The sequence below is a fragment of the Glycomyces sp. NPDC047010 genome (assembly GCF_040644205.1).
Lineage (GTDB): Bacteria > Actinomycetota > Actinomycetes > Mycobacteriales > Micromonosporaceae > Glycomyces.
Genome location: NZ_JBEYVY010000011.1, coordinates 32,784 through 45,793 on the forward strand (window position 1 = coordinate 32,784; position 13,010 = coordinate 45,793).

Sequence of the window (13,010 nt, forward strand, 5' to 3'; positions counted from 1 at the left end):
GCCGAAACCACAGCTCAGACCGGTGCAGTCCGTACCGATCGGGGCGAGTCGTAGACTCGCGCCATGACGAGCGAACGCGGTGCGAAGACCCCCGAAACCACCGGCTCCGGACAGGACCTGGCCTCGATCAGCCTGCGCTTCCTCGCGCTGGTGATCGACTGGGTCGCGTGCCTCATCCTCCCGTACCTGCTCCAGTGGGCGGGCCTGCTCACCCCGGACCCGTTCGCGTTCAACCTGGTGATCGCGGGGCTGTTCGCGGTCTACTACACCTGCTGCATGGCCGTCGGCACGCAGAGCCTCGGCATGGCGCTGATGAAGATCGCGTGCGTGTCGGCGAGCGACGGCGGCCGCCTCGGCCTCCTCCGGGCCCTGGTGCGCGCGGTCCTGCTGTCCCTCGTCATCCCGGCGCTGACGGCGGTCTTCCACCCGTACAACCGCGGCCTCCACGACCTCGCGGCCGGTTCGGTGGTCCTCAAGGTCCCGGCCGCGAAATAGGTCAGGTCCGCTGCATCCACTTGACGAGCACCGCCGAGGGCACCGGGTAGGCGCCCTCGCGCCGGGCCCGGTCGGCGACCTCCTGGTCGGAGGAGACGACGATGACGGGCCGGCCCTCGGGCTCCACGCGCGCCAGCTCCACGACCACGTCGTCGGCGATCTGCCCCTTCGCGCTGAACAGGACCCGCACGCCCCGCGCGGACGGCTTCGCGCCGAAGATCGCGTCGGCGCCGTCGAAGACCACCGTCACCTCCGCGTTCGTCTGCGCGGCGGCCGCCCCGAGGCCCTGCACGAGCCGGTTGCGCTGCTGCTCCAGGGTGAGCGTCTCGCCCCACGCGGAGATCGTCACGTTGTACCCGTCGACGATGAGGTGCGGGTTCGGCAGCGACAGGAGGTGGTCCAGGCGCTGCGGGTCGGCCTGGCCGAGCCCCCGCGAACCCTCGAAGGGCCGCTCCTCGGGGTCGTCGCAGTACTCCTCGGCGATGTAGTCCGCGGGCCGGTCGTCGACCGGTTCGAGCCCGAGCTCGCGCCGCAGGCCCGTGGCGGCCCCCGACAGGGTCTCCATGAGCAGCCACAGGCGCACCGACGCGAGCCGTTCGGTCTCCTTGTCGGCCTTGCGGATGCGGTCGAGCTGGCCCCGCAGGGACTCCACTTCGGCGTCGAGGCGGCGGCGCTCGGAGCGCCGCTCGGTCTCGGCGTGCTTGAGCCGGCCCTTCTCGGCGGCGAGGTCCCCGGCGGCCTTCGCGGCCCGCTCCTCGGCGTCCCGCAGGTCCCGGCGGGCCCGCCGCAGGTCCTCCTGGAGCACTCCGGCGGCCGTCCGCTGGTCGGCGAGCGCGCCGCGGAGCTTCCCGTTCTCCTTCTCCAGCGACGCGATCCGCCGCTGCCCCGCCTCGTCCGGCGCCGCGGGCGCGGCCGGGGCCTCCGGTGCGTCGGGGATCGCGTCCACCGCGGACGCGATCAGGTCCCGCCACCCGTCCGGGCGCAGCAGGTACGTCAGGGCCGCGACCTCCACCGGGTCGGCCATCGGCGACACCGCGCCGCCCTCGCCGATGACGGCGACCAGCGGCGAGTCGGTCGACGCGAGGACCTCCGCGAGGCCCGCCCGGAACTCCTCGTCCCGGTCCAGGGCCGCCGCGAGCTCCCCGCGGGCGAGCTTGGCGCGCTTGGGGGGACTGAACTTCATGAAGCGGCGCAGCCGGGCCGGGACGCGCGCCTGCGCCAGCCCCGGCATCGCGACCGCCGCGATCTCGACGGCCCTGCGCCGCACCGGTTCGGTCAGGAACACGATCGGGCCGGGCTCGGTCCGTTCGGCCGGGTCCCCCTCGCCCGAGGCGTCGTCGCCGGCCGCGGAGGCGGCGGGCGCCTCCGGCAGGCCGGCGTCGGGCCCGGGGTCGCTGGTCTCGTCGCCGCTGCTCATAGGCACCAGTGTGCCATCGCCGTCACAGCCCGGAACCGCCGACCGCGCCCCTTCATGCGCCGGTCATCCGGGATCGCCGCGCCCGACCGCGGGGCGTGGCAGACTGGTCCGATCATGAAGGGGGTCATGATGTGAGCCGGACACTGCTGGTGACCAACGACTTCCCGCCCCGCCGGGGCGGCATCCAGACCTTCGTGCACGGCATGGCGCTGCGGCTGCCCTCCGACGGCCTCGTCGTCTACACCTCGACCTCGCCCGGGTGGGCCGAGTTCGACGCCGCCCAGCCGTTCACCGTCGTCCGCGACCGCACCGCGATGCTCCTGCCGACCCCCCGCGTGGCCCGCGCCGTCACCGACCTCGCCCGCGAGCACCGCTGCGACCGCGTCTGGTTCGGCGCCGCCGCGCCCCTCGGGCTCCTCGCCGCGGGCCTCAAGCACGACACCGGCATCGAGCGCGCCATCGCCCTCACCCACGGCCACGAGGTCGGCTGGGCCGCCATGCCCGGCACCCGCGGGCTCCTGCGCCGGATCGCGTCCTCACTCGACGTCATGACCTACCTGGGGGACTACACGTACCGGCGCCTCGCGCCCGTCGCCGCCCCCTACACGCGGCTCGAACAGCTCACCTTCGGCATCGACACCGAGACGTTCCACCCCGGCGTCGACGGCACCCCCATCCGCGAGCGCCACGGCCTCGGCGACCTGCCCGTCATCGTCTGCGTCTCCCGCCTCGTGCCCCGCAAGGGCCAGGACAAGCTCATCGCCGCCCTCCCGCACGTCCGCGAGCAGGTCGGCGCCGACGTCAGGCTCCTCATCGTCGGCCAGGGCCCCTACGAGGCGACGCTCCGCTCCGAGACCCGCCGCCACGGCGTCGCCGACCAGGTCGTCTTCACCGGCGGCGTCCCCGAGCACGAGCTCGCCGCGCACTTCGCCGCCGGGGACGTCTTCGCGATGCCCTGCAGGACCCGCCGCCGCGGCCTCGACGTCGAAGGGCTCGGCGCGGTGTTCCTCGAAGCGGCCGCCACCGGCCTCCCGGTCATCGCCGGGGACTCCGGCGGCGCCCCCGACACCGTCCTCCACGACCAGTCCGGGTGGGTCGTGGACGGCCGCGACCTCGGCGAGATCGCCTACCGCCTCAGCCAGGTCCTGTCCGACCCGCCCCTGGCGCGCAAACTCGGCGAGGCCAGCCGCGACTGGGCCCTCGCCGAGTGGACCTGGGAGCGCCAGGCCGGTCGCCTCGAAGGGATGCTCTACGGCGAGACCGTATGAGCGGCTTAGAACTTCGGCTGGTCCGGGGCCTCCAGCAGCCCCAGCTTCAGCGCCGTCATGAGCGCCTGCGCGCGGTTCCCGGCGCCGAGCTTCTCGTACAGCTTCGAGATGTGCGTCTTCGCCGTCGACTCCGACACGTACAGCTGCTTCGCGATGCCCGCCACCGACAGCCCGTCGGCGAGGAGCTTCAGCACCTGCGACTCGCGCGGCGACAGCTGGGGGCCGGTGGGGGTCAGGCGCCGCTGCATCGCCTCGGCGAGGTCCGCGGCGCTGAACGCCGTCGGGTTCGACGCGGCGTGCCGCGCCGCCGACACCACGTCGTTCGCCGGGGCCGACTTCGGCACGAACGCCGACGCGCCCGCGTCCAGGGCGCCGAACAGCTGGTCGTCGCCGGCGTACATCGTCAGCACCACGATGCCCATGTTGGGGTGGGCCTTGCGGAGCTTGCGGGTCGCGTCCAGGCCCGAACCGTCGGGCAGGCGCAGGTCCATGATCACCACGGAGGGCATGAGGGACGCCGCCTGGCGGAGCGCGTCGGCGGCGGTGTCGGCCTCGCCGACCACCTCGAACTCGGGGTCGCGGTCGAAGGCATGCCGGAGGCCCTTGCGGATCAGATCGTGGTCGTCGACGATCAGCACCGTCGTCTGACCGGTCGTCTCCAGCGCGTCAGCGTTCATGCGTGTCTCTCCTCATTGGCTGCCACGGCCACCACCGTGGTCTGGCCGTCGGGCCGGCTGTTCAGTTCTGGCGCGGTCGGCGGCCGCCCAAGCCGCGGACCCGGGGCGGGGGGCCTCGGCCCTCGGGGTGGGCCGCGCCCCCGCGTTGAGCACCACCGCCACGGTCGTCCCGTGCGGCTGGTGCGGTCGGATCTCCAGCGAGCCGCGGATGCGCTCGGCCCGTTCGCTCATGATCGCCAGGCCGTAGCGCCCCTCGGACGCCTCACCGGAGAGCCCCTGTCCGTCGTCGGTCACCTCGATGCGGGTGTAAGGCGGGTCCACCTCACACGTCACCCACAGGTTCTCGGCCCTCGCGTGCTTGCGCGCGTTCGTGATCGCCTCCTGGGCGATCCGCAGCAGCTCGGCCTCGGTGCTCGCGGGCAGCCGCGCCCCGCCCTCGTCCAGGGACAGGTGAACCCGCAGTCCGGCGGAGGCGCCCACAGTACGAGCATAGTCCGCGATCGCCGAGGCCAGGCCCCCCTGACGGTCGACGTTCGACCGCAGCTCGAACAGGGAGAACCGCAGCTCCGTGACGAGCCGCGTCACCTCCGAGCGCAGGTCCTCCAGCTCGCCCTTCGCCTCCCCGGCCTCCGGCGGCAGGATCGCCATCGCGTTGTCGATCCCGTACCCGAGCATCGCCAGCTCCTGCGCGATCCCGTCGTGGATCTCGCGGGCCAGGCGCTGGCGCTCCTCGGTGGTCGCCATGGACCTGACGTCCTCGAACAGGAGCGCGGTCTCCAGGCGCAGGGCCGCGCCCTTGGTGCGGTCCTCGGCGGCGGTGATCGCCTCGGGCCCGAACGCGGCCGGGTCGTCGGACTCGATCGCCACGAGCCCCACCGTGCGCCCTTCGGCGACGAGCGGGATGACGAGGGACGCGACGGGCCCCTGCGTGGACCGCGACAGCGGGACCTGCCCGGCCTGCGGCTTCTGGCCCGCCCAGGCGTCGGCGAGCAGCGAGTTCAGCTGCGGGGACGTCTCCCAGTCGACGCGCTCCTCGGCGTGCTCGGCGAGGACGACCAGGCGCCGCCCCGAGGCGGCCGAGAGGACCGCGGCCCGCTCGACGCCGGGGATGCGCGCGGCGGTGTCCACGATCTCGGTGGCGATCCCGCCCGGGTCCAGCGTGGACCCCGGGAGCTGCCGGGCGACGACCCGCAGCTGCGTGAGCAGCGCGGCGGCCTCGGCGTACGGGAGCTGCGAGTGGTGCATGTCGGAGGTGCGGGAGCGGCGCAGCCACCACGCGCCGACCGCCGCCGCGAGCCCGAACGCGAGCGCGACGGCCGCGGTCGTGACGTACGTGCCCCGGTTGAAGTCCGCGACCCGCGGCGCCTGCGCGAGCAGGCCCACCGCGGCGAGCGCGACGAGCGCGGGCGGGCCCCAGGTGCGCAGCCGGGACCACTTGTCGCCGTCCTCGGGGGGCGCGGCCGCGTCGAACGCGGCCGTCGCGAACGGCGCGATCAGGTAAGGGAGCATCCACGCCGGGAGGCCGCCCGTGGCGAGTGTCCCGAGGACGACCACCGCGACCTCGGCGAGGCGCCCGGCGGGCGCGAGCAGCCGGTGCCGGGGCAGGACCACCCCGGGCAGTGCCGCGAGTGCGAGGATCCCGCACCAGGTCGCGGCCTCGGCCAGGCCCACTGAGGCCCAGCCGAAGACCGCGACGAGCGCGAACAGGGCGCCCCGCAGCGCGACGGCGGGCAGTTGCCACTGGCGTTCCAGCGCCGCCTCTTCGCCCATGGGGCCCCTCGCTTACTTGCTCTTGGTCTCCTGCTGCGCCGACTCGTACAGCGCATTCACCTCGCCTGAGTATTTTTCCATGACGACGTGACGTTTGACCTTGACTGACGGAGTGATTTCCCCGGCGTCTTCGCTCAACTCGACCGGAATCACCCGGAATCGCTTGATCTGCTCCGCGCGGGAGACCGTCGCGTTGGCCTCGTCGACCTTCTCCTGGAGCTCCGCGAGCAGCTCCGCGTCCTCCACCAGGTCCGCGATCGCCGTCTCCGGGTCCTTCCCGTGGCGCGAGAGCCAGTCGGGGAGGATGTCGCCGTCGATGGAGATCAGGCACCCGATATACGGCCGGGCCTCGCCCACGACCAGCGCGTACGCGATCAAGGGGTGCGAGTCGAGGATCTTCTCCAGCGGCCCGGGGGCCACGTTCTTCCCGCCCGCGGTGACGATGATGTCCTTCTTGCGGCCGGTGATGGTCACGTACCCGTCGTCGTCGATCTCCGCGATGTCGCCGGTCTTGAACCAGCCGTCCGCGTCGAGGACCTCCGCGGTCGCCGCGTCGTTGTTCCAGTAGCCCGGGAACACCTGCGGGCCCTTGGCCTCCAGCTCGCCGTCGTCGGCGACGCGCAGCGCCGTGCCCGGCGTCGGCCGCCCGATCGAGCCGACCTTGATGGCCGTCTCCATGTTCAGCGACAGCACCGGCGAGGTCTCGGTCAGCCCGTAGCCCTCGAAGATCGTGATGCCCACGCCGCGGAAGAAGTGCCCCAGCTCCGGGCCGAGCGCCGCCCCGCCCGAGACCGCCGAGTTGCACTCGCCGCCCACGGCCGCGCGGATCTTCTTGTACACCAGCACGTCCCACAGCTTGTGGCGCAGCTTCAGGCCCAGGCCGGGCCCGCCGGGCTTGTCGAGCGCGCGGCTGTACTCCTTCGCGGCCGCCGCGGCCTTCTCGAACAGGTGGCCCTTGCCGCCGTCCACGGCCTTCTGGTACGCCCCGGCGTACACCTTCTCGAACACGCGCGGGATCGCCAGCAGCGTCGTCGGCTTGACCACCGGCATCACCGCGGTCAGCTTCGTGCGGTCGGCGTGCGCGATCGTCGTGCGCGACTCCATGCCCGCGATCTGGAGGATGCGGGCCAGCACGTGCGCCAGCGACAGGAACAGCAGCATCCTGGCGCCGTCGTACAGCACGCCCGGCACCTCGGGGATGACGTTGCGGATGTCGTTCAGCAGGTTCCCGTGGGTGAGCATGCAGCCCTTGGGGCGCCCGGTCGTGCCCGAGGTGTACACGATCGTCGCGAGGTCGCCCGCGCCCCGCGAGGCCCGGCGCTCCTCGATGTCCACGTCGGCGTCCGCGCCCAGCGCGGTCAGGGCGTCCACGGCCCCCGCGTCCAGCGTCCACACGTGCTGGACCTGCGAGGACAGGCCCTCGACCATCGCGGTCATCTCGGGGGTCTCGGTGATCACCGCGGTCGCGCCCGAGTCCTCCAGGATCCATTTCGCCTGGTCGGCCGATGACGTCTCGTAGATCGTCACCGTCACCGCCCCGGCCGCCCAGATCGCGTAGTCCATCAGGGTCCACTCGTACCGGGTCGCCGACATGAGCGCGACGCGGTCGCCGGGCTGCACGCCCGCCGCGGCCAGGCCCCGCGCCACCGCGACCACCTGGTCCCGGAACTGCACGGAGGTGACGTCCTGCCAGGTCGCGCCCTCGTCGAACGAGCGCATGTAGAGAATCGAGGAGGGGTGGTTCTCGGCCGCGTCCCACAGCGCGGTGAGGGTGTTGTCTTCATCGGGCACTGTCACCACAGGGGGGACGGCGAACTCGCGCATTATGGCTCCGTTCAACGCGCCGTGGTTACGGCGTTGTAAGAAAGGCGGTCGACACGTGATGGGCACAACTTACCGGTGAGTTAACTCCGTTGGCAAGTCAGGTTGAATTCCGATGCTAGAGCAACGAGAACGAGATCGAAAGTCACTGCGGTGATACCTTCGCCAAGGGGGATGGAACAGCCGATTTCCTCGGGAGTTAATCGTGCCGTAAAGTCTGTCGGTGGCCCGCAGCGTCGCGTGGCAGCCAACGCCTCAATTCCGGGAACCGCTGGAGGGACAGCTGTGAGTCTGACTATCGGAGTCGACATCGGGGGCACGAAAGTCGGCGGCGGACTCGTCGACGAGAACGGCGAAGTGCTCGCCACGGCCCGGCGCCCCACCCCCGCGGACGACCAGGACGGCGTCATCCAGGCGGTCAAGGAAGTCGTCGAGGAGCTGCGCGGCGGCCACGAGATCGAAGCGGTCGGCATCGGCGCGGCCGGCTGGATCTCCTCCGACCGGTCCACCGTCATGCTCGCCCCCAACGTCTCCTGGAAGAACGAGCCCCTCCGCGACAAGGTCACCGCGGTCATCGACCTCCCTGTGGTCGTCGAGAACGACGCCAACGTCGCCATCTGGGGCGAGCACCGCTTCGGCGCCGCCAAGGCCCACCGCTCCTCCGTGCTCTACACGATCGGCACCGGCGTCGGCGGCGGCATCGTCGTCAAGGACAACCTCCTCCGCGGCACCCACGGCGTCGCCGCCGAGATCGGCCACATCCGCTCCGTCATGCCCGACGGCCGCCCCTGCGGCTGCGGCCGCGTCGGCTGCCTGGAGCAGTACGCCTCCGGCCGCGCCCTCACCCGCGCCGCCCGCGAGGGCGCCGCGGCCGACCCCGCCAAGGCCGCCGTCCTCCTCAAGCTCGCCGGCGGCGACGCCGACGCGATCACCGGCCGCCAGGTCACCGACGCCGCCCGCGAGGGCGACGAGGTCGCGCTGGCCGCGTTCGACTCGATCGGCTACTACCTCGGCAACTCGGCCGCCGACATGGTCAACCTCATCGACCCGGGCGTCATCCTCATCGCCGGCGGCGTCGTGGACGCGGGGGACCTGCTCCTCGACCCGATCCGCAAGCACTACGAGGAGGCCCTGGGGAACCGCAACCAGGTGCCGTTCGCGGAGGTCCGCGCCGCCGAGCTCGGCTCGAAGGCCGGCGTGATCGGCGCGGCCGACCTGGCCCGCCACCGCGACATCGTCCCGTAGCCGGACACGTGCGGAAAGGACCGGGGCGAATGCCCCGGTCCTTTCCTTATATATAGGGCATATCCACAACCAGGATCAGCACACGTTCATCGACGCGTTGCCGCTGATCGTCCAGTTGGTGTTCTCGCCGCAGGGCGACTCCCGGACCGACGTGTTGTTCACCGTCATGATCATCCAGATGTCCTTGTTGTTGGCGAACTCCGTGCGGGCCGCGAGGCGCACTTCGCCGCCGCCGTTGACGGTGCCGCCGCGGATCGAGACGTTGTAGCAGTTCTCGATGAGGATCGAGTTGTTGCCGTTGCTCGCCAGGTCGACGTTCTTGATGACCACGCCGCCGGACGCCGAGACGCAGAAGACCCCGCGCCCGCCGCCGCGGGAGATGACGTTGTCGACCCAGATGTTGGTGGCGTAGCCGCCGCTCGCGGTCTTGCCGTTGGTGTTCGCCATGCGGAACGTGGCGTACCCGGTGCCGGTGGCGACGTTGTTCCCGTCGACCGTGCCGACCCACCCGTTGCGGGAGTTCTGGATGAGCAGGCCCGACTCGCCGACGTTCCGGGCGGTCACCTTGGTGATGTTGAAGCCGTCGATGTTCCACGTCTCGACCGCGTGCGATCCGGCGCCGGAGACGTAGATGTCGTTCATCGTGACGTTGTAGTTCCACGCGGCGTCGCGGTCGAAGCGGATGCCGAGGCCGCCGCTGAGGGTGAGGTCGATGTCGCCGAGCTTGAGGCCGTTGGTGCCGGAGAAGCGGAGCCCGAAGTACGGGTTCCCGGCCATCTTGAGGTACGCGATGTTGACGTTGGTGGTGTTGATGGCCTCGATCGCGCCGCGGCCGGAGCGGTTGGCGACGGTGATCGTGCCGCAGCCCTCGAAGGTCTTGCCGCTCTGGATGGTGATGGTGCTGGCGCCGATGTTGCCGGAGGCCATCACGGCGACGCGCTCGCCGCTGGCGATGGCGTCGACTCCGGCCTGGACCGCGGCGCGGTAGTCGGAGCCGGAGTAGACGGTCGTGCCGCCGTCCTTGGCGGTGTAGGCCCCGGAGGAGCCGGTGACGGTGGCGTGCGGCGTGCCCGCGCCGCACCCTTGCGCCATCGCGGCCTCGGGGACCGCCACGGCGCCGAGGGCGCCGGTGAACACGACCGCGGCCGCCGCGAGGGCGAGCCTGATCCGTCGTCTGGGATTGCCGGCGGGGGACATCGTTGTGCTCCTTGAGATTCCCATCGATTTGAACGTTTCAATCGATTCTCGATCGAGACATCGAAATGAATCGATTTAATGGGATCATAGCGGGCGGACCCGGGTTTGGAAAGCGCTACCCACCCGTAATCCCGGAAGGCGCGGGAGCGGGGCCGGGGCGCCGCCCCGGCCCCGCTCCCGCGGAACATGTGGACACGATCGGGTGACCTGCGGCCCGCCGCCGGGCGTTTCTGTCGCACCCCTCGGCAAGACTCGCCGCTACGGTCCCCTCTGGGAGGGTGGGGGCTAGGGATGGTCCACTACCTCTAGCCCCCAATGCGTCTCGGCGATCAGGTCATCGTGCAGGTCGGCGTCGGCCGCACCGGTGCGCTGCCCGGCATCGTGGCCGTGTAGCCCACGGTCGCCGAGGCGCCGCTGGCGAGGGAGCCGTTCCACGACTCGTTCGTCACCGTCACCGCCCCGCCGGACTGGGTCCACCTGCCGCCCCACAGGCTGCCGATCTGCTCGCCGTTCGCGAACGTCCACTTCAGCGTCCAGCCGGTCTTCGCCGAGCCGGTGCTGTTCGTGACGACCACCGACCCCTGGTACCCGCCGGGCCACGCGTTCGTCGACGACCACGTCGCCGTGCACGAACCCGCCGGCCCGCCGGTCGTCGGGTTCTCGCTCGGCGACTGCGTGGGCGAGGTCGACTGCGTCGGGGACACTGACGTGGTCGGCGACGAGGTCGGGTCGGTCGGCACGTAGTCCGAGGACTCGCCCACGATGATGCCGCGCCCGTTCGTGCCGATGTACACGCGCCCGAACACGTTCGGGTCGCCCGTGATCGCCGAACCGGTCCAGCCCCACTGGTGCTCGTCGTCGTTGATGCGCGTCCACGTCGCGCCCTCGTCGACCGAGCGCCAGATGCCGCGCTCGCCGCTGCGCGAGGCGCTCGCGTAGATCGCCGGGTACGTCTTGCCCGGCGCGGCCGCGCCGAACCCGACCGTGTCGGCCGCGTCGAAGCCCGCGACCGCGGTCCACGAGGCGCCGCCGTCCGTCGACCGCCACATCCCGTACGTGCCGTCGTCGGCCCCGCCCGCGAGCCACACGTGCCCGGCCTTGCCCGGGACGGCCCCGAACCTGACGTTCCCGGTCGCCGGGAACCCGGTGTACGCGGCCTGCGTGAAGCTCGCACCTCCATTGGAGGAGTAGTAGAACCGGCCGCCGGAGAACCCGTACACCCGGTTCGCGTCGGCCCGGTCGGACTCGACGCGCGCGCCGGTCGGCAGGCCCGTGACCGCCGTCCACGACGACCCGTACGTGGTCGACCGCTGCGGCGTCAACCCGTCGGGCGCCCATACGATCGCGCCCGCGTTCGCGGTGACCGCGACCGTGCCGCCGCCGGTGGCGCCGCCCGGCACCTGCCCGGCCCACCACGACGAGCCGCTGCTCGTGGAGATCCCGATGTTCACGGTGCCGTCCAGTGCCCCGACCCGCGCCACCGTGCTCGGGCTGAGCTCGGCGAAGTCGATCGACGTCGCGGTCGTCATCGCCGGGGCGAGGAAGAAGTCCGAGGGCACGCTCGTCAGGCTCGTGTGCGCGAACCCGCCGATGTCCCCGAGCGCCGAGTACAGCTCCGGGCCGCTCGGCGGCGCCGCGAGGTCCTGCACCGCGGTCTCCTCCAGGCCGTGGACCATCGGGGTCACGTTGAACGTGGTGTTGGAGTCCCAGTTGGTGAGGTTCGTGGACCCGTAGATCGTCGCACCCGTGCCCCACATGACCCGGTCGGAGTCGTGCGGGTCGATCGCCATCGACTCGATCATCCAGCCGTACTTCGGGTTCTGCTCGGGCGCGCTCGGCGAGGTGCCCCAGTCGAGCCAGCCCACCGACGACGCGTTGATCGCGTACCGGTTGACCCGGTTCGGGTAGCCGTTGAACGTCCACGACTGCGTCCAGGTCGCACCGGAGTCGGTGGACCGGTACGTGGTCTCGTCGGGCCACCACGCGTTGACGCTGGTGACCATGAGCGTCCCGGGGTCCTGCGCGTCGAGGGTCAGGCCGCCGAACCCGAAGCCCTGGTACGAGGCCGCGTTCGGGCCGGGGTGGATCTGCGTCCAGGTGCCCGTGGCGATCTGGTACCGCCACACCGAGCCGCCGCGCGCCCCGTCCGCGGGCGGGCCGTTGTAGGGCCCGGGGTCCCAGGAGGTGATGACGTACATGTAGCCGTTGACCTCGTCGATCGCGGCCTGCTTCGGGATGTTCGGGTACCCGTCCACGGACCCCATCTGGGAGGCCCCGGCGAGCGGCGCCCACGTCGCCCCGTCGTTGGTGGACACGTACACCGGGTTGTCCGGGTCGGCCACGCCCACGTAGATGCTGTTCCCGTAGAACTCGGTCCACAGGACGCCCTGGTTGTCGCCGAGGTACGGGTCCCCGGGGGTCACCACGAAGTCCCCGGCGTTCGGGAAGCCGGTGACCTTCGCCCACGTGTGCCCGTAGTCCGTGGACTTCCACAGCCCGTTCCCGCTGGGCGTGCCGAGGTACAGGGTGGAGTTGTCGCTGGGGTCGATCGCGAGGCGTTCGCCCATGCCGCGGCCGGGCATGTTGCCGCCCTGCTTGAACGGCAGCTCGGCCACGCCCCAGGTCTCCCCGTAGTCGTCGGAGTAGAGGACCGCGCCGTTGTTCGGGTCCCAGTCGTTCGTGTAGGTGCCGACCGCCGCGTACACCCGCTCGGGGTCGACGGGGTCGGTCGCCACGGACACGACGCCGGTGTACCCCCAGTCGTCCCAGCCGACCCAGTCGAGCAGGGGCTTCCAGGTCTGGGACGCCTCCTGCCACCGGTAGAGCCCGCCGATGTCGGTGCGGGCGTAGATCAGGTCCTCCTGGGTCTCGTTGAAGACGATCCCGGGGACGAAGCCGCCGCCCGCGACGGCGGCGTTGCTCCACTCGTACGTCTCTGCCTGGGCCTCTTGGGAGTGCGCGGTCAGCGTGGCGACGAACGCCGTCGCCAGTGTGACCGCTCCCACCGTGGCGAGGCCGATGCCTCTGGTGCTTCTCATCGGACTGCTCTCCTTGGGGGCATCGGAGGCGCGTCGAAAGCGGCCCGGCCCGCGCCGCGGACCGGACGTGCCGGGCTTCGGG

The 13,010-nt window shown here is 71.8% G+C and carries 9 protein-coding genes; 3 read left to right on the forward strand and 6 right to left on the reverse strand.

What is annotated here, in order from left to right; genetic code table 11:
- The first annotated feature begins 63 nt into the window (after nt 1-63).
- Entirely contained in the window at nt 64-495 is a 432-nt protein-coding gene (locus AB0A65_RS21055; RefSeq protein ID WP_359953553.1) for an RDD family protein, read from the forward strand.
- Between the two features lies 1 nt (nt 496).
- On the opposite strand, the gene AB0A65_RS21060 is transcribed toward AB0A65_RS21055, so the two are convergent.
- Entirely contained in the window at nt 497-1,912 is a 1,416-nt protein-coding gene (locus AB0A65_RS21060) for an NYN domain-containing protein (protein WP_359953555.1), read from the reverse strand.
- Between the two features lie 131 nt (nt 1,913-2,043).
- On the opposite strand from AB0A65_RS21060, the gene AB0A65_RS21065 reads away from it, so the two are divergent.
- On the forward strand, nt 2,044-3,180 hold the full coding sequence (locus AB0A65_RS21065) for a glycosyltransferase family 4 protein (RefSeq protein ID WP_359953557.1): 1,137 nt from the start codon (nt 2,044-2,046) through the stop codon (nt 3,178-3,180).
- Between the two features lie 5 nt (nt 3,181-3,185).
- Here the strand turns inward: AB0A65_RS21065 and AB0A65_RS21070 are convergent, their stop codons facing one another.
- Genes AB0A65_RS21070 through AB0A65_RS21080 form a run of 3 tightly spaced genes read right to left on the reverse strand, consistent with a single transcriptional unit; the run spans nt 3,186 to nt 7,451 of the window.
- The gene (locus AB0A65_RS21070) at nt 3,186-3,857 is read right to left on the reverse strand and encodes a response regulator transcription factor (protein WP_106362196.1); all 672 of its coding nucleotides are present in this window, start codon (nt 3,855-3,857) and stop codon (nt 3,186-3,188) included.
- Nucleotides 3,858-3,869: 12 nt separating this feature from the next.
- The gene (locus AB0A65_RS21075) at nt 3,870-5,627 is read right to left on the reverse strand and encodes a GAF domain-containing sensor histidine kinase (RefSeq protein WP_359953560.1); all 1,758 of its coding nucleotides are present in this window, start codon (nt 5,625-5,627) and stop codon (nt 3,870-3,872) included.
- Nucleotides 5,628-5,639: 12 nt separating this feature from the next.
- On the reverse strand, nt 5,640-7,451 hold the full coding sequence (locus tag AB0A65_RS21080) for an AMP-binding protein (protein ID WP_359953562.1): 1,812 nt from the start codon (nt 7,449-7,451) through the stop codon (nt 5,640-5,642).
- A 282-nt stretch (nt 7,452-7,733) separates the two neighbouring features.
- Between AB0A65_RS21080 and AB0A65_RS21085 the strand changes: the two genes are divergently transcribed.
- On the forward strand, nt 7,734-8,693 hold the full coding sequence (locus AB0A65_RS21085; protein ID WP_359953564.1) for an ROK family glucokinase: 960 nt from the start codon (nt 7,734-7,736) through the stop codon (nt 8,691-8,693).
- Nucleotides 8,694-8,768: 75 nt separating this feature from the next.
- On the opposite strand, the gene AB0A65_RS21090 is transcribed toward AB0A65_RS21085, so the two are convergent.
- Nucleotides 8,769-9,890: a right-handed parallel beta-helix repeat-containing protein gene (locus AB0A65_RS21090; protein ID WP_359953566.1), complete on the reverse strand. Its 1,122-nt coding sequence runs from the start codon at nt 9,888-9,890 to the stop codon at nt 8,769-8,771.
- A gap of 329 nt (nt 9,891-10,219) precedes the next feature.
- Nucleotides 10,220-12,928 carry a cellulose binding domain-containing protein gene (locus AB0A65_RS21095; RefSeq protein WP_359953568.1) on the reverse strand — a complete coding sequence of 903 codons (2,709 nt, stop codon included), beginning with the start codon at nt 12,926-12,928 and terminating at the stop codon, nt 10,220-10,222.
- Nucleotides 12,929-13,010 lie beyond the last annotated feature (82 nt).